The organism is Pelagovum pacificum (assembly GCF_016134045.1).
GTDB classification, from domain to species: Bacteria; Pseudomonadota; Alphaproteobacteria; order Rhodobacterales; family Rhodobacteraceae; genus Oceanicola; species Oceanicola pacificus_A.
On the sequence record NZ_CP065915.1, the window covers coordinates 3,557,953 to 3,574,416 of the forward strand.

The 16,464-nt window shown below is 64.2% G+C and carries 15 protein-coding genes; 9 read left to right on the top strand and 6 right to left on the bottom strand.

Annotation, left to right across the window (positions count from 1 at the left end):
- Nucleotides 1-15: 15 nt before the first annotated feature.
- The 6 genes from uvrC to I8N54_RS17535 all read right to left on the bottom strand — a co-directional run bounded on the left by uvrC (nucleotide 16) and on the right by I8N54_RS17535 (nucleotide 6,611).
- The gene (gene uvrC / locus I8N54_RS17510; RefSeq protein WP_140196808.1) at nucleotides 16-1,881 is read right to left on the bottom strand and encodes an excinuclease ABC subunit UvrC; all 1,866 of its coding nucleotides are present in this window, start codon (nucleotides 1,879-1,881) and stop codon (nucleotides 16-18) included.
- 270 nt (nucleotides 1,882-2,151) lie between these two features.
- Nucleotides 2,152-2,946 carry an SDR family oxidoreductase gene (locus I8N54_RS17515; RefSeq protein WP_140196810.1) on the bottom strand — a complete coding sequence of 265 codons (795 nt, stop codon included), beginning with the start codon at nucleotides 2,944-2,946 and terminating at the stop codon, nucleotides 2,152-2,154.
- Nucleotides 2,943-3,905, bottom strand: a complete 963-nt coding sequence (locus tag I8N54_RS17520; RefSeq protein ID WP_408635375.1) for a calcium/sodium antiporter — start codon at nucleotides 3,903-3,905, stop codon at nucleotides 2,943-2,945. The genes I8N54_RS17515 and I8N54_RS17520 overlap by 4 nt, the downstream gene beginning before the upstream one ends.
- Nucleotides 3,906-4,076: 171 nt before the next feature.
- Entirely contained in the window at nucleotides 4,077-4,868 is a 792-nt protein-coding gene (locus I8N54_RS17525; RefSeq protein WP_140196817.1) for a S49 family peptidase, read from the bottom strand.
- 55 nt (nucleotides 4,869-4,923) lie between these two features.
- Nucleotides 4,924-5,685, bottom strand: a complete 762-nt coding sequence (locus I8N54_RS17530; RefSeq protein ID WP_140196819.1) for an ABC transporter permease — start codon at nucleotides 5,683-5,685, stop codon at nucleotides 4,924-4,926.
- Entirely contained in the window at nucleotides 5,682-6,611 is a 930-nt protein-coding gene (locus I8N54_RS17535) for an ABC transporter ATP-binding protein (protein ID WP_140196821.1), read from the bottom strand. The genes I8N54_RS17530 and I8N54_RS17535 overlap by 4 nt, the downstream gene beginning before the upstream one ends.
- 177 nt (nucleotides 6,612-6,788) lie before the next feature.
- On the opposite strand from I8N54_RS17535, the gene I8N54_RS17540 reads away from it, so the two are divergent.
- From I8N54_RS17540 to I8N54_RS17580, 9 genes are all read left to right on the top strand, one after another.
- Nucleotides 6,789-7,478, top strand: coding sequence for an HAD family hydrolase (locus I8N54_RS17540; RefSeq protein ID WP_140196823.1), 690 nt, complete (start codon nucleotides 6,789-6,791; stop codon nucleotides 7,476-7,478).
- Nucleotides 7,475-8,431 carry a sugar-binding transcriptional regulator gene (locus tag I8N54_RS17545; RefSeq protein WP_231592713.1) on the top strand — a complete coding sequence of 319 codons (957 nt, stop codon included), beginning with the start codon at nucleotides 7,475-7,477 and terminating at the stop codon, nucleotides 8,429-8,431. Before I8N54_RS17540 ends, I8N54_RS17545 begins: the two co-directional genes overlap by 4 nt.
- A 181-nt stretch (nucleotides 8,432-8,612) precedes the next feature.
- Nucleotides 8,613-9,929 (top strand): ABC transporter substrate-binding protein, encoded by a 1,317-nt coding sequence (locus tag I8N54_RS17550; protein ID WP_140196825.1) that lies wholly within the window; start codon nucleotides 8,613-8,615, stop codon nucleotides 9,927-9,929.
- Between the two features lie 171 nt (nucleotides 9,930-10,100).
- The gene (locus tag I8N54_RS17555; protein WP_140196827.1) at nucleotides 10,101-10,976 is read left to right on the top strand and encodes a carbohydrate ABC transporter permease; all 876 of its coding nucleotides are present in this window, start codon (nucleotides 10,101-10,103) and stop codon (nucleotides 10,974-10,976) included.
- Between the two features lie 12 nt (nucleotides 10,977-10,988).
- On the top strand, nucleotides 10,989-11,819 hold the full coding sequence (locus tag I8N54_RS17560) for a carbohydrate ABC transporter permease (RefSeq protein WP_140196829.1): 831 nt from the start codon (nucleotides 10,989-10,991) through the stop codon (nucleotides 11,817-11,819).
- 12 nt (nucleotides 11,820-11,831) lie between these two features.
- Nucleotides 11,832-12,836, top strand: coding sequence for an ABC transporter ATP-binding protein (locus I8N54_RS17565; RefSeq protein ID WP_140196831.1), 1,005 nt, complete (start codon nucleotides 11,832-11,834; stop codon nucleotides 12,834-12,836).
- A gap of 42 nt (nucleotides 12,837-12,878) precedes the next feature.
- Nucleotides 12,879-13,658, top strand: coding sequence for an SDR family NAD(P)-dependent oxidoreductase (locus tag I8N54_RS17570; RefSeq protein WP_140196833.1), 780 nt, complete (start codon nucleotides 12,879-12,881; stop codon nucleotides 13,656-13,658).
- Nucleotides 13,659-13,672: 14 nt separating this feature from the next.
- Complete coding sequence (locus I8N54_RS17575; RefSeq protein WP_140196835.1) at nucleotides 13,673-15,139, top strand: mannitol dehydrogenase family protein; 1,467 nt, start codon at nucleotides 13,673-13,675, stop codon at nucleotides 15,137-15,139.
- Nucleotides 15,140-15,294: 155 nt separating this feature from the next.
- A complete protein-coding gene (locus I8N54_RS17580; protein WP_140196837.1) occupies nucleotides 15,295-16,461 on the top strand; it encodes an MFS transporter in 1,167 nt (388 codons plus the stop codon).
- The last annotated feature ends 3 nt before the right edge of the window (nucleotides 16,462-16,464 follow it).

Consider the following 16,464-nt stretch of genomic DNA (forward strand, 5'->3'; position numbering starts at 1 on the left):
AAGGGCAGCGGCCGTTCAGTTTCCCTCGTGGAAGTGCGCATAGATCTTTTCCGCCAATCCTTCGGAGATGCCGTCGACCGCTTTAAGGTCGGCGAGGTTGGCACGGCTGACACCTTTTGCCGACCCGAAATGCGCCAGAAGCGCCCGCTTCCGCGAGGCCCCGACCCCGGCGATGTCATCGAGCGGCGTTGCGCCCACGGCCTTCGCGCGCTTGGCACGGTGGGTGCCGATGGCGAAGCGGTGCGCTTCGTCCCGCATACGCTGGACGAAATAGAGAACCGGGTCGTTGTGGCGGAGCGCCATTACCGTACGGCCGGTGCGGTGGAACTCCTCCTTGCCGAGGTCGCGGTCCACGCCCTTGGCGACACCGATCATCGGCACGTCCTCGACCCCAAGCTCCGCCATGATCTCGTGCACGGCGCTCACCTGCCCCGCGCCACCGTCAATCAGCAGCAGGTCGGGCCACATGCCGCTTTCGCGGTCGGGATCCTCTTTCAGCAGGCGCTTGAAGCGACGGGTCAGAACTTCTTTCATCATGCCGAAGTCATCGCCGGGGGTCAGCTCTTCGCCCTTGATGTTGAACTTGCGGTACTGACCTTTGATGAAGCCGTCCGGCCCCGCGACGATCATCGCGCCGACGGCGTTGGTGCCCATGATGTGGCTGTTGTCGTAAACCTCGATCCGCTGCGGCACCGCCGGAAGTTCGAACGCATCCGCGAGACCTTTGAGCAGCTTCCCCTGCGTCGCCGTCTCCGACATCTTCCGGGCGAGGCTTTCGCGCGCGTTGCGGAGCGCGGAGCCGACAAGCTCCGACTTCTCGCCCCGTTGGGGCACGCTGATCTCGACCTTGGCGCCACGCTGCTCGGTCAGCGCCTCGGCCATCAGCTCGGGGTTCTCGAGGCCGTTGGACAACAGCAACAGCTTCGGCGGCTCGCGGTTAGCGTAGAACTGGCCGACGAAGGCTTCCATGATCTCGCCAATGTCCTCTTCACCGGAAATCCGCGGGTAGTAGTCGTGGTTGCCCCAGTTCTGGTTCGAACGGATGAAGAAGACCTGAACGCAGGCCTGCCCGCCTTCGGTGTGGAGCGCGATGACATCGGCTTCGGTCGTGGTCTGCGGGTTGATGCCCTGGCTCGACTGGACATGAGTAAGCGCACGAATGCGGTCGCGCAGGGCGGCAGCGCGCTCGAACTCCATCTCTTCCGAGGCCTTCTGCATCTCCGTCGCCAGTTGTTCCTGCACGGCGGTGGTCTTGCCCGACAGGAAGCGCTGTGCATCGGCGACGAGCCCGGCGTAGTCCTCCTGGCTGATGTGCCCGACGCAGGGCGCGGAGCACCGCTTGATCTGGTAGAGCAGACAGGGTCGCGTCCGGGTTTCGAACGTGGAATCCGTGCAGTTGCGCAGCAGGAAAACCTTCTGAAGCTGGTTCAGCGTCCGGTTTACCGACCCGGCAGAGGCGAAAGGCCCGTAGTAGTCGCCCTTCTCCTTCTTGGCACCGCGGTGCTTCTTGATCTGCGGGAAGTCATGCTCCTTGCTGACGAGGATGTTGGGAAACGACTTGTCGTCCCGCAGGAGCACGTTGAACTTCGGCTTGAGCTGCTTGATGAGGTTCTGCTCGAGCAGCAGCGCCTCGGTCTCCGTCCGCGTCGTCAGGAACATCATCGACGCGGTATCGGAAATCATCCGCGCGATGCGTGGCGAATGCTGCGGCGAGGGCCGCGAATAGCTGGACACCCGTGACTTCAGGTTCGCGGCCTTGCCGACGTAGAGAACGCGACTCTGGTCATCGAGCATCCGGTAGACGCCGGGCGATCCGTCGAGCGTCTTCAGGTAGGAACGGATGCGAGCGTAACCCTTTGGCCCGGTCGAGACTTCAGACATGGGTGTTTTATCACGATTCTTGGTTACAGCCGCAACATCGGCGGCGATTGGCAAGGCTCAAGGTGTCCACCGAAGTTGGGGATAACCTTGGGGACCGTTAAGGCGCATCGGCAAATTTGTGAACGAAATCTGACGGCTCCTCGCCTTGCCTTATTTTTGGTCACCATTGTAACACGCTGTTATTGGGCGAAAAAATTTTATTGGCCGGCGGAGACGGCTGATTTCATTACATTTTCGTTACACTTCGGTCGGGGCGCCCCGGCCTTGGGACTATTCCGCAGGGTCAATCGCCGTGCGCCGCTCATCCGGGGTCTGCCAGATCAGATGCTGCCCACCGTCGACACAGAGCAATTGCCCCGTCACCGCTGGTGCGTCGAGGAAATAGCCAAGCGCCGCGCAGATGTCCGACGGGTTCGCGCCACGGTTCAGGACCGCGCTCGCACGCTGCTTGTCGAAGTGCTCCTGCGGCTGCATTTCGGCGATCAGCGTCGGGCCGGGGCCGATGGCGTTGACGCGCATCTTCGGTCCTGCCGCTTGCGCCGCGGTCTGCGTGAAACACCAGAGCCCGAACTTCGCGATCGTGTAGCTCATGTGGCCGGGCGTCAGCTTGCGGATCTTCTCGTCCAGCATGTTCACCACCAGCGCCTGCGACACCGGCTCTCCGTTGTCGTCATCGACCGGTTCGGGTGCGTGGGCGGCGACGGCCTGTGACAGCACCACGGGCGCGCGGAGGTTGCTCTCCATGTGCTTGTCCCAGCTTTCGCGCGTGCCATTGAACAGCGTATCGTATTCGAAGATCGACGCGCTGTTGACGAGGCAGGTGATCGGCCCGCCCAGCGCCTCCATGGCGGACGGGACGAGAGCCTGCATCTCGGCTTCGACCGTCAGGTCGGCCTGCAACGTCACGGCAGTCCGGCCCTTGTCACGGATCATCTCGGCCGTTTCCTCCGCACCGTCGGCGGAGGTGGCGTAATGCACGGCCACGTCGAAGCCACGATCAGCAAGGTAGACCGCCATCGCACGACCAAGCCGTTTGCCGGCGCCGGTGACGAGCGCGTTCTTCACAGGGCCACCACGGTATAGATGTAGGCAAGATAAAGGGCCGTCAGGATCACGCCCCAGAGCCGGTTGATGTCGACCTTGAAGAAGACGAACGGGATCAGCAGCAGCGACGATCCAAGCATGATCCAGAGGTCGATCGTGAGGAACCGCTCCTCGACCGGGATCGGACCGACGAGCGACGCCACGCCGATGATCCCGAGCAGGTTGAACATGTTCGACCCGATGACGTTGCCGATCGCGACGTCCGCCTGCCGGCGAAGCGCGGCCATCACCGTCGTCGCGAGTTCCGGCAGCGAAGTGCCGACCGCGATCAGCGTCAGCCCGATTACCGTCTCGGACACGCCGAAGGTCAGGGCGATGTTCGTCGCACCGTCGACCAGCAGATCCGCGCCGAGGGGCAGACCGACGAGGCCAAGCGCGAGGTAAAACAGGATCATCGGCCAGCCGAGGTTCGGATCGGCGCCCTCGACCTCTTCCTCTTCGGCATCCGCCGCGGCGCACTTGCTGGCGGAGCGGTGCTTCTTCGCCGCGACGCCTGCGTGGGTCAGCATACCGGCCAGCGCGATCAGAAGGATGATCCCGTGCCACCATGTGATCGGCCCGAAGAAGGCGAGCACGATGAAGAGGACCGTCGCCGCGATCATCTGCATGTAGCTGTCGCGGCTATCGCAGCTCGCGGTATGCATCGTCGCGAGCAGCGCGGGAATACCGAGGACCAGCAGGATATTCGCCGTGTTGGAACCGACCACGTTGCCGAGCGCGATGCCCGGAACGTCGTCGAGGATCGCCCCGACGGAGATCAGCAATTCCGGCGCGGAGGTGCCGAAGGCGACAATCGTCAGCGATACGATCAGTGCGGGGATACCGATCCGCAGAGCGAGGTTGACCGCCCCCTTCACGAGGCTGTCGCCCGCCAGCAGCAGGATCACGAGACCCAGCCCGACATAAATCCAGTCCCAGATCACGTGCCGCCCTTCCCGCAGGGACAGGGCCCCTTGCCGATGCGAGGACGCCCGCAGTTGCGGCACTTCGCGGTCGACAGCCGTTTGGCCGGACCGGGCAGGCGCAGTTTACCGAACATGGCGAGAACGCCCATGCCGATGAGAAAGAGAAGGACGATCTTTACGATCACGTCAGAGCCCGAACCGTGCGTAGGCCGCGCGCTCGTCCAGTTCTGCCATCGCATCGCCGAGGATGCGGCTGCCGAACCTCTGGAACAGGGTCTTCTTGGTGCCGAACACCTTGAACTTGGTCTTGTCGCCGAAGCGCGACTTCATCTCTGGCACGAGGTGACCGACGCCGTCGGCGAGGCCCTGCTTCACGGCGTTATCGCCGATCCAGACCTCCCCTGTGAATAGCTCGTCGGATTCGACGAGCCTCGCGCCGCGACGTTCCTTCACGTGGTCGATGAAGTTGACGTGGATCTCGTCCAGCATCCGGTTGAGCCGGGCGACATCCTCTTCCTTTTCGGGCCGGAAGGGGTCGAGGAACGACTTCGACTTGCCCGCCGTATGGACCCGACGTTCGATGCCGTGCCGCGCGATGAAATCCTGAACGCCGAACGTCGCCGCGATCACGCCGATGGAGCCGACCATCGACGAGCGGTCGACGAAGATTTCGTCAGCCGCGGCGGCGAGCCAGTAGCCGCCGGAGGCCGCGACATCCTCGACGAAGGCATAGACCGGGATCCCCTTGTCCTCGGACAGGCGGCGGATGCGCGCGCCGATGAGGGACGATTGCACCGGCGACCCGCCGGGAGAGCTGATAGACAGCGCCACCGCCTTCGGCTTGGCGCGGAAGGCTTTCTCGATGGCGGGGGCGATGCCCGCGTCGTTCAGGCTGCGGTTGCCCATGCCGATCGTGCCGTGGAGGCGAACGACCGAAACCCGCGGAATGTCGGGGAGAAAAGGTATACGTCGGCTCATGCCCTGTCACATAGGCTCGCCCCCGGAGTGTAGCAAGGCGGGCGCACCGGCTTTGCTACTGACGAAGCCGCCACCCGGTCTTGAAGATCCGCCAGATGATGAAGAGACAGATCGCGGTGAACAGCGCGATCGCCAGAAGGCTGACGCCAACCGGCACGTCGGACATGCCGAAGAACGACCACCGGAACCCGGATACGAGGTATACGACGGGGTTGAACAGGGCGATGGTCTGCCACCCTTCCGGCAGCATATCGATGGAATAGAACGACCCGCCGAGGAACACGAGCGGCGTGATGACGAGCAGCGGAATAAGTTGAAGTTGCTCGAAATTTTCCGCCCAGATTCCGATGATGAAGCCCAGCAGCGCAAAGCTGATGCAGGTCAGGAACATGAAGGCGATCATCGCCGGCCAGTTCTGTATCGTCAGGTCCACGAACAGCGACGCCGTAGCCAGGATCACGATGCCGATGAACAGCGCCTTGGTCGCCGCCGCCCCGACATAGCCGATGGTGATCTCGATGAAGTTGATGGGCGCGGAAAGCTGCTCGTAGATCGTGCCGATGAACTTCGGGAAGTAAATTCCGAAGCTCCCGTTGGAGGTCGATTGCTGCATGATCGACAGCATGATGAGCCCCGGCACGATGAAGGCGCCATAGGGCACGCCCTCCACCTCGTCGATGCGGCTGCCGATGGCCGCGCCGAACACCACGAAGTAGAGCGACGTTGAGATGACCGGAGAGATGAAGCTCTGCAGGATCGTCCTGAAGAAGCGCGTCATCTCGTAGATGTAGATCGCGCGAACTGCGTTGAGGTTCATGACGGCTCCTTCACGAGATCGACGAAGATTTCCTCGAGCGTGGACTGCCTCGTCTGCAGGTCCTTGAGCTGGATTCCGGCGGACTGGAGGTCGGAAAGCAGGCGGGTGATCCCGGTCCGCTCTTCCGTGCGGGTGTCGTAGCTGTAGATCAGTGCGGTTCCGTCCGGTGCGCGCTCGAGGTGGTCGCGCTGAAGCTCGGGCGGAATGGTGTCGATCGGCTCGTTGAGCTCGATCCGCAGTTCCTTGCGGCCGAGGCGGGACATCAGGTGCGCCTTCTCCTCGACCAGCAGGATTTCACCCTTGTTGATGACGGCGACGCGGTCGGCGATCGCCTCCGCCTCTTCGATGTAATGAGTGGTCAGGATGATCGTGACGCCCTGCTTCTTCAGCTCCGACACCACCTGCCACATGTCCTTGCGCAGTTCGACGTCGACCCCGGCGGAGGGTTCGTCGAGGAACAGGACCGTCGGCTCGTGGCTCAACGCCTTGGCGATCAGAACGCGGCGACGCATGCCGCCGGACAGTTCCTTGACCCGCGACTTGCGCTTGTCGGACAGGGACAGCTTCTCCAAAATCTCGTCGATCAGCTTCGGATCGCGCTTCAGCCCAAACAGGCCGCGCGAGTAACTGACCGTGTTGAACACTGTCTCGAACGGTTCGAGCGAGATTTCCTGCGGCACGAGACCGATCATCGACCGGGTCTGGCGAAAGTCCTTTATCACGTCGTGACCACCGACGGTGATCGTGCCGGACGTGGGGACGGCGATGCCGCAGATCGTCGAGATCAGCGTGGTCTTGCCGGCACCGTTGGGGCCGAGAAGCGCAATGATCTCGCCCTCCTCGATGTCGAGGTTCACCCCGTTCAGCGCGGTGAACCCGTTGTCGTAGCTCTTGGTCAGCGATTTGACGGACACGATCACGGACATCGGCAGCCCTCCTGTTCTGAGCGGCAGATAGGGCGTGTTCCTCTCGAAAGCCACAAGCAAGAATGCACAGGTTGGTCCGCTACCCTGCAGCTGGTGTGCATTTCATCAAGGTCTGGCGTATCTCGCGTGCTTTCCAATATGGGTATGTGCCACGGAGGGCATGCGGAGGAGCTGGCCATGACCGGGATTGATACGTCGCGCGTCGACCTCGTGATCTTCGATTGCGACGGCGTGCTGATCGACAGCGAGATCATCAGCGCCGCCGTTCTGATCGAACAGGCGGCCGCGCTCGGCATCCGGTTCGACTTCGACTACGTGCGCCGCCATTTCATCGGGCGCAGCTTCCCCACGGTGGCGAAGACGATCCGCGAGGATTACGACCGGTCCCTTCCCGCCGATTTCGAGCAACGTTACCGCGCGGCGCTGCTCGAACGGTTCGAGACGGAGCTCCACACCACCGAGGGTATCGAGGCGCTCCTGCCGCGGCTTGGCGTCATGTCCTGTGTCGCGACCAGCTCCAGCCCGCCGCGCGTGCTGCGGTCGCTGTCGATTACCGGGCTCGACCGGTTCTTCGGACATCGGGTCTACACCGCCAGCCAGGTGGAGCGCGGCAAGCCCGCGCCGGACTTGTTCCTGTTCGCGGCGCAGTCGATGGGTGTTGCGCCGGAGCGCGCGCTCGTGATCGAGGATTCCTTCCCCGGAATTGATGCAGCGCAGGCCGCCGGGATGCAGCTTCTGCTCTATACGGGGGGCGGTCATTTCTCCGGCTCGAGGCTGGACCTGCCGCCCGGCGTCCTGTCTTTTGACCACTGGCGCGATTTTCCGGTGCATCTTCTGCGCCCGGAGCAAGAGGAGTTTTCCCAGTGACAGCCGACCGATCGCTGACCGAAGCGAGCCGACTCGACGACGCGGCACGGGCCGGCTGGCTCTACTACGTGGCCGGCAACACCCAGGACGAGATCGCCAGGAAGCTCGGCGTCTCGCGGCAGAGCGCGCAGCGCCTCGTTTCGCTCGCCGTGTCGGAACGGCTGGTGAAAGTCCGGATCGACCACCCGATCGGCGCCTGCATGGACCTCGCCCGCGAGCTGACCGACCGCTACGGGCTGGACTATTGCGATGTCGTGCCCAGCGATCCGGACGCGCCGGAACTCCTCACCGGTCTCGCCATCGCGGCCGCGAACGAGCTGACCCGGGTGCTGAAGGACCCGGAGCCGCGGATCATCGCGCTCGGCACCGGGCGGGCGTTGAAGGCCTGCGTGCGCCAGCTTCCCCAGATGGACTGCCCTCAGCACCGGCTTGTCTCGCTGCTCGGCAATATCATGTCCGACGGCTCCGCCACGCCCTACAACGCGACGATCCGCATGGCCGACCGCGTCGGCGGGCGGCACTACCCGTTCCCGCTTCCGGTGGTCGCGCGCGATCCCGAGGATCTGGCCCACCTGAAGGAGCAGGAAGCGGCGCGCAGCACCTTCGACCTTTGCGCCCGCGCCGACCTGGCGCTTGTCGGGATCGGTCAGATGGACCGCTCCGCCCCGCTCTTCGTCGATGGCTTCCTGTCGGAGAAGGAATGGTCGGACCTCGCCGCCAATGGCGCTGCGGGGGAGATCATCAGCTGGATCTTCGACGATGACGGTCAGCTGGTGGATTGCGACTTCAACCGGCGCGTCGCCAGCGCGCCGCTTCCGGACCCGAGCCGTCAGAGGATCATCGCCGTCGCCGCCGGTGCCGCGAAGATCCGCGCTATCCGGGCCGCGCTGAACGGGCGACTCATCAACGGCCTGATCACGAACGAGGCTACGGCACGCGCCTTGCTTCCGTGAACAGGTCGGCCGAAACGGCCCGATCGTTCCGATTTTAACAGAAATTTAACCGAACAAATCCACTGCTTTGCCAGCGAAAGCTGACTGGCGAGTTAATCGCTGTTGACAGACTCACCTTCACGAGCGAGTATTTGTCAGTCACGTGAGCAAATGCCCACCGTAGACTCTTGGGAGGATCTCTATGACCATGACAATGCGCGCCCTTTTGGGCGCTACGGCTCTGTGCACCGCGGCTTCTGTCGTGTCCGCACAGGAAACCACCCTGACGATCGCGACCGTGAACAACGGCGACATGATCCGTATGCAGGGTCTCACCGAAGACTTCACCGAACAGCACCCGGAAATCGCTCTCGAGTGGGTGACCCTCGAAGAGAACGTTCTGCGTCAGCGCGTTACCCAGGACATCGCCACCAACGGCGGCCAGTTCGACGTGATGACCATCGGCACCTACGAGGTTCCGATCTGGGGGCAGCAGGGCTGGCTGGTTCCGCTTGACGACATGCCGGAAGGCTATGACGCCGATGACATCCTGCCTGCCATTGCCGGTGGCCTGACCGTCGACGGCACGCTCTACGCCGCGCCGTTCTACGGCGAATCCTCGATGGTGATGTACCGCACCGACCTGATGGAAGAAGCCGGGCTCGAAATGCCCGACGCCCCGACCTGGGAGTTCATCAAGGAAGCCGCGGCGGCTATGACCGACGAGGAAGCCGAAATCTACGGCATCTGCCTGCGCGGCAAGGCCGGCTGGGGTGAGAACATGGCGTTCCTGACGGCCATGGCGAACTCCTACGGCGCGCGCTGGTTCGACGAGGAGTGGAACGCCCAGTTCGACACCGAAGCCTGGTCGAACACGCTGACCGACTACCTGGACATCATGACCAACTACGGTCCTCCGGGTGCGGCCAACAACGGGTTCAACGAGAACCTGGCGCTGTTCCAGCAGGGCAAGTGCGGCATGTGGATCGACGCCACCGTCGCCGCGTCCTTCGTGACCAACCCCGATGAATCCGAAGTCGCCGATTCCGTCGGCTTCGCCCTTGCGCCCGACAACGGGCTCGGCAAGCGCGGCAACTGGCTGTGGGCATGGTCCCTCGCCGTTCCGGCCGGCTCCGACGCGCCTGACGCGGCGAAGACCTTCATCGCCTGGGCCACGTCCAAGGAGTACACCGAGCTCGTCGCCGAGAACGAAGGCTGGGCAAACGTGCCTCCGGGCACCCGCACGTCTCTGTACGAGAACCAGGAATACCTGGACGCGGCGCCCTTCGCCCAGATGACGCTCGAGTCCATCCAGGCTGCCGACCCGACCAACCCGGCCGTCGATCCGGTGCCCTACACGGGTGTCCAGTTCGTCGCGATCCCGGAATTCGCGGGTATCGGCACCCAGGTCGGCCAGGAGTTCTCCGCAGCGCTCGCCGGACAGCAGTCCGCCGAAGAGGCGCTGTCGAACGCCCAGGCTCTGACCGAGGACGAGATGTCGGCCGCCGGTTACAACTGATCCGGCTTTGAGACCGGAGGGGTCGACCCTTCCTAACGACCCCTCCCCGTCCCGCGCGACCTGACCGCCGCGCGGGACATCCGGGCCACGCTGGCCCGACCCCATGAATATGATCGAGGCTTGAGCAACGCTCCGTTTCGCGGCTCGCCTCTACCGTTGCAGGAGCTCGTCATGGCGACCCAACACTCCCGATCCGCAGCCCGGCTGATGATGTCGCCCGCGGTGATCCTGCTGCTCGGCTGGATGCTCGTCCCGCTGATCATGACGCTCTACTTCTCCTTCACCGACTACCGCCCGGTGGCTCTGCCGCCGACCGTCGCAGAGTGCTGTGTCGGGTTCGAGAACTACGTCCGCTTCTTCACGGCGAGTGCCTTCATGGACTCGGTCTGGACGACGCTCATCATGGTGGGTGGCATCCTCGCCATCACCGTCGTCGGCGGCATCCTACTCGCCATCCTGCTCGACCAGCCGATGTGGGGTCAGGGGGTCGTCCGCATCCTCGTGATCGCGCCGTTCTTCGTCATGCCGACCGTGTCGGCGCTGGTCTGGAAGAACATGTTCATGGACCCCGTGAACGGCCTGCTCACCCACCTGTGGGAGTTCTTCAACGCCACGCCGATCAACTGGCTGACCGACGTGCCGCTGTTCTCGATCATCATGATCGTGAGCTGGCAGTGGCTGCCCTTCGCGACGCTGATCCTGCTGACCGCGATCCAGTCGCTCGACTCCGAGCAGCTGGAGGCGGCCGAAATGGACGGCGCGCCGGCAATCAAGCGGTTCTGGTACATCATCCTGCCGCACCTGGCCCGCGCCATCACCGTCGTGATCCTGATCCAGACGATCTTCCTGCTGTCGATCTTCGCCGAGATCTTCGTCACCACGAACGGCGCCTTCGGCACCCGGACGCTGACCTACCTCGTCTACCAGCGCGTGCTCGAAAGCCAGAACGTCGGACTCGGCTCCGCGGGCGGCATCCTCGCCGTCATCCTCGCCAACATAGTCGCGATCTTCCTGATGCGGATCGTCGGCAAGAACCTCGACGCGTAAGGAGCGAACGATATGGCCCGCGCCGTCACGACACAGAAAAAGGCGATCTACACCGTCGCCGCATGGGGGATCGGCCTGCTGATCTTCTTCCCGATCCTCTGGACCTTCCTGACCTCGTTCAAGACCGAGGGCACCGCGGTCGCCGATCCCCCCGTGTTCCTGTTCTTCGACTGGACGACAGACAACTACACCGTCGTGCAGGAGCGCTCGAACTACATGCGCTACCTCTGGAACTCGGTGGTGATCGCCGGCGGTTCGACCCTGCTCGGCGTGATCATCGCGGTCCCCGCGGCCTGGTCGATGGCCTTCGTGCCGGGCAACCGGACCAAGGACATCCTGCTGTGGATGCTGTCGACCAAGATGCTGCCCGCCGTCGGCGTGCTCTACCCGATCTACATCGTGCTCATCAGGCTGGGCGTGCTGGATACCAAGGGGGCGCTGATCGTCGTCGTGATGATGATCAACCTGCCAATCATCATCTGGATGCTCTACACCTACTTCAAGGAGATCCCGGTCGACATCCTCGAGGCGGCGCGCATGGACGGTGCCAGCCTGCGGAACGAGATCATCCACGTGCTCACGCCGATGGCCATTCCCGGCATCGCGTCGACCATCCTGCTGAACGTCATCCTCGCCTGGAACGAGGCGTTCTGGACGCTGAACCTCACGGCCGACGACGCTGCGCCGCTGACGGCCTTCATCGCCAGCTACTCGTCGCCCGAAGGCCTGTTCTACGCGAAACTCTCGGCGGCCTCGACCATGGCGATCGCCCCGATCCTCATCCTCGGCTGGTTCAGCCAGAAGCAACTTGTCCGCGGCCTCACCTTCGGCGCCGTGAAATAAGGAAACAGACCAATGGGACGCATCACGCTCGACAAGGTGACCAAGAGCTTCGGGGACGTTAACGTCATCCCGCCGCTGGACCTGACCATCGAGGACGGCGAGTTCGTGGTCTTCGTCGGCCCCTCCGGCTGCGGCAAGTCCACGCTCCTCCGTCTGATCGCAGGTCTGGAGGACGTGTCCTCCGGCGAGATCCGGATCGACGGCACGGACGCCACCAACCTGCCCCCGGCCAAGCGCGGCCTCGCCATGGTGTTCCAGAGCTACGCGCTCTACCCGCACATGTCGGTCCGCAAGAACATCGCCTTCCCGCTGAAGATGGCGGGGCTGTCGCAACAGGAACAGGACGACCGGGTCAATCGCGCCGCCGAGGTCCTGAACCTGAAGGACTATATCGACCGCCGGCCCGGCCAGCTGTCGGGCGGCCAGCGCCAGCGGGTCGCCATCGGCCGTGCCATCGTGCGCGAACCGTCGGCCTTCCTGTTCGACGAGCCGCTCTCCAACCTCGACGCCGCCCTGCGCGTCGGGATGCGGCTGGAGATTTCCGAGCTGCACAACCGGCTCGAGACGACGATGATTTACGTCACCCACGACCAGGTCGAAGCCATGACCATGGCCGACAAGATCGTCGTCCTCCGCGCCGGCAATATCGAGCAGGTCGGCTCCCCGCTGGAGCTCTACCGCACGCCGCGCAACCTGTTCGTCGCCGGCTTCATCGGGTCGCCCAAGATGAACCTGATCGGCGGTGCCGAGGCTCAGAAGCACGGCGCGACCACGATCGGCATCCGGCCCGAGCATATCACCGCCTCGACCGAGTCCGGCGAGTGGACTGGCACCGTCGGCGTGGCGGAGCATCTCGGCTCCGACACCTTCTTCCATGTCCATGTCGAGGGCTGGAAAGAACCGATCACAGTGCGAGTGGATGGTGAGCTGAGCCTGCGCCACGGAGACAAGGTGATGCTGACGCCCCAGGCCGAACGCATCCACAAGTTCGACGCGAACGGTCTTCGGGTCGAGTGAGCTGACCGGCGCGCCCGCGCGCCAGGAGGATTGGACAGGATCATGGACCTCGGTCTTACCGGCAAGGTCGCCGTTGTGACCGGTGCCAGCAAGGGTATCGGTCTCGGCATCGCCCACGCCTTCGCACGAGAGGGTGCGCACGTGGTGCTCACCGCCCGCACGGCCTCCGCCGTCGAAGAGGCCGCCGGTGCGATCGCGTCAGAACATGGGGTCACCGCACGGGCGGTGGCCTCCGACGTCTCCACCGCCGAAGGCTGTGACGCGATCATCGCGGCAGCGGCCGAGCTCGGCGGTGCGGATATCTTCGTCAGCAACGCCGGCACTGGCAGCAACGAGACGGTGCTGGAAGCGAGCGACGAGAAGTGGCTCGATTTCTGGAACCTGCACGTGATGGCAGCGGTTCGGCTGTCGCGCGGCCTCGCCCCCCAGATGGAGGCGAAAGGCGGCGGCGCGATGCTGATGAACGCCTCGATCTGCGCGGTTCAGCCGCTGTGGTACGAGCCGATCTACAACACGACGAAGTCGGCGTTGATGATGTTCGCCAAGTGCCTTTCGACGGAGCTGATCCCGAAGGGCATCCGCGTGAACACCGTCAATCCGGGCCTGATCCGGACACCGGATTGGGAAAACACCGCCCGTGAACTGGCGGGTGACAACTGGGAAGGTTACCTGCAGGAGGTCGCCGACGAGCATGCGCCGATCCGCCGGTTCGGCTCCGTCGAAGAGCTGGCCGATTTCTGCGTCTTCCTCTGCTCCCCGAGAGCGTCCTACGCCGTCGGCTCCACGCACCACGTGGACGGCGGAATGCTGAAAACCATCTGACCGAGGATCGAGCCTTGTCTGCCAAACTGTCCGAAGCGACCCTTTCCGACCTGCCCGATGACGTGGGTGTGCCGGGGTACGACCGTTCCAAGCTGAGCGGCGGTATCCTGCATGTCGGGGTCGGTAACTTCCACCGCGCCCATATGGCGACCTATCTCGACCGGCTGTTCCGGTCCGGGAAGGGTCACGAATGGGCGATCGTCGGGGCCGGGGTCCGTCCGGGCGACGCGGCCATGCGGGACCGCCTCGCCGGGCAGGACTGGCTGACGACCGTGGTCGATCTGGACCCGGAGGGTTTCTCCGCGCAGGTCATCGGTTCCATGACGGACTTCATCGAGATCGACCCGGATCAGACGATCGCCCGCATGGTCGATCCGGAAACCAAAATAGTGTCCACCACCATCACCGAGGGCGGCTACTACGTGCGCCCCGACGGAGGCTTCGACGCCGATCATCCCGACATGAAGGCGGATGCGGCGACGCCGGACGCGCCGAAGTCGGTCTTCGGCATGGTCATCAAGGCCCTTCGTCAGCGTCGCGACGCCGGCACGCCGGCATTCACCGCGATGTCCTGCGACAACCTCCCCGAGAACGGGCATGTCTTCAAACAGACCGTGACCGGCCTCGCCCGCCTCTCCGACCCGGAGTTTGCGGACTGGATCACCGACAACGTCGCTTTCCCGAACTCGATGGTCGACTGCATCACCCCTGCCACCTCGCCCCGCGAACTGGAGATGGTGAAGGAGAAATTCGGCGTCGAGGACGCTGCCCCCGTTGTCTGTGAACCGTTCCGGCAGTGGGTGCTCGAAGACAATTTCCCGCTCGGGCGTCCGGCGCTCGAGGAAGTCGGGGTCGAGTTCGTCGACGACGTCGCCCAGTACGAGTTGATGAAGCTGCGGATGCTCAACGGAGGCCACGCAGCGATCGCCTACCCCTCCGCACTGCTGGGCCACCACTTCGTGCATGACGCGATGGCCGATCCCCGTGTGAGCGACTGGCTCATCGCGCTGGAGCAGCGGGAGATCATGCCGACGCTGAAGCCGATCGCGGGCGTCGACTACGACGCCTACCTCGACAAGCTGGTCGAGCGTTTCTCCAACTCTGCCGTTGGCGACACGATTCCGCGGCTCTGCCTCGACGGGTCGAACCGGCAGCCGAAATTCGTGCTGCCGACCGCCCGCGCCCGGCTGGACGCCGGCGAAAGCGTCGACGGGCTCGCCCTCGAAGTCGCGCTCTGGTGCCGCTACTGCGCCGGGACCGACGAGGCCGGCAACGAGATCCCGCCAAACGACGACAGCCATGCCGAGCTCAAGGCCCTCGCGCTCGAGGCGAAGTCGAACCCGGTGGCCTTCCTAGGCTTCACGCAGGTCTTCGGTGACCTCGGCACGACGCCGGCCTTTGCGGACGCGTTCGACCGGGCGCTGCGCTCTCTTTGGGACAAAGGCGTCGAAGAAACGCTGAAGGGCTGGATCGCCGGCTAAGGCCGAACCCCCAGCTCCGACAAGACTGGCCGGCCGCGAGAGCGGTCGGCCTTTTTGTTTGGTCCAGCATGCTCAGGCGAAAGTTGATGTTTTCAACCCGCTGATCTTGGGTCATGTCGGGACCCGCGCCATCCCTCGGCGCAAGGGAAGAGATCATGTCATTCGGATTGGACCTGCGCGCAGATCGACGCGTTTTCGCTGGCTTTGCCATCTACTCATTCTCGATGGGGAACATCTTTCCCCGTCTCCCCGATATCAAGCGGGCGATGGACATCCAGGAAGGCGCGCTCGGCCTCGGCCTGATCGGTGTCCCGGTGGGCACGCTGGTCTCGCTTACGCTGGCCGCGCCGCTGCTGGACAAGATCGGCTACCGCAAGTCGCTGCTGGCCCTTATTCCGCTGGTCGCGCTGACCTATGCCATCGCCGTGCAGGCGACGGGTCCCCTCGGCCTGTTCTTCCTTCTCATCCCGGTCGGCCTGATGATCGGCGGCACCGAGATCATCCTGAACGTCGAAGCCGACCGCACCGAAGCGCAACTCGGGCGGCGCATCATGAACCGGGCGCATTCCTTCTGGAGCATCGGCTTCTTTGCCGCCGGGATGTTCGGATCGCTCATGGCGCTCGGCGGGATACCGGTGCAGCTCCACCTCGCCTTCGTCGTCGTGATCGCCGTCATCGGCACCTACTACCTGCTCGGCACCTACCAGCCGGCCCCCGCCCGCCCGCTGGCCGAGGCGGACGCCGCGCCCATGTTCTCCATGCCGACGCGACCGATCCTGCTGCTGGTCGCCGTCACCTTGTCGGCGATGCTGATGGAGGGGGCTAGCCTCGACTGGTCGGCGATCTACATGCGCAGCGTCTTCGACAGCTCGGCCTTCGTCGCCGGGATGGCCGTCGCAACCTTCGCCTTCTTTCAGGCGACCGCGCGGTTCTTCGTCGATTCCTTCGTGGAGCGCTACTCGCCCCACGGCGTCGCGCAGGCGCTGCTCGTCTTCATGTCGGTCGGTCTCGTGCTCGTGGTGTTCTCGCCCGGCCCCGCGGTGTCGCTTCCGGGGTTCGCCCTGCTCGGCCTGGGGACGAGCGCAATCTTTCCCCTAGCCATCTCGGCGGCGGCGCAACGGACGGATCGCTCCGCGTCGGTGAACGTGGCCGCGGTCGCGCAGACATCCTTCGTGATCTTCCTGCTCGGCCCGCCCCTTCTCGGCTTCATCGCAGAGCATCTCGGCCTGCGTTACGCCTACGCGGTCGGTATCCCACTCGTCGTGCTGAGTTTCTTCACATCCGGCGCGCTCGGCAAGAAACCCGTTCCCGCGACGGTCTGACAC

Bases quoted from the DNA above. Each gene is read 5' to 3' on its own strand.
- uvrC (WP_140196808.1), bottom strand. From the start codon at position 1,881: ATGTCTGAAGTCTCGACCGGGCCAAAGGGTTACGCTCGCATCCGTTCC.
- I8N54_RS17525 (WP_140196817.1), bottom strand. From the start codon at position 4,868: ATGAGCCGACGTATACCTTTTCTCCCCGACATTCCGCGGGTTTCGGTC.
- I8N54_RS17530 (WP_140196819.1), bottom strand. From the start codon at position 5,685: ATGAACCTCAACGCAGTTCGCGCGATCTACATCTACGAGATGACGCGC.
- I8N54_RS17535 (WP_140196821.1), bottom strand. From the start codon at position 6,611: ATGTCCGTGATCGTGTCCGTCAAATCGCTGACCAAGAGCTACGACAAC.
- I8N54_RS17540 (WP_140196823.1), top strand. From the start codon at position 6,789: ATGACCGGGATTGATACGTCGCGCGTCGACCTCGTGATCTTCGATTGC.
- I8N54_RS17550 (WP_140196825.1), top strand. From the start codon at position 8,613: ATGACCATGACAATGCGCGCCCTTTTGGGCGCTACGGCTCTGTGCACC.
- I8N54_RS17555 (WP_140196827.1), top strand. From the start codon at position 10,101: ATGGCGACCCAACACTCCCGATCCGCAGCCCGGCTGATGATGTCGCCC.
- I8N54_RS17560 (WP_140196829.1), top strand. From the start codon at position 10,989: ATGGCCCGCGCCGTCACGACACAGAAAAAGGCGATCTACACCGTCGCC.
- I8N54_RS17565 (WP_140196831.1), top strand. From the start codon at position 11,832: ATGGGACGCATCACGCTCGACAAGGTGACCAAGAGCTTCGGGGACGTT.
- I8N54_RS17570 (WP_140196833.1), top strand. From the start codon at position 12,879: ATGGACCTCGGTCTTACCGGCAAGGTCGCCGTTGTGACCGGTGCCAGC.
- I8N54_RS17580 (WP_140196837.1), top strand. From the start codon at position 15,295: ATGTCATTCGGATTGGACCTGCGCGCAGATCGACGCGTTTTCGCTGGC.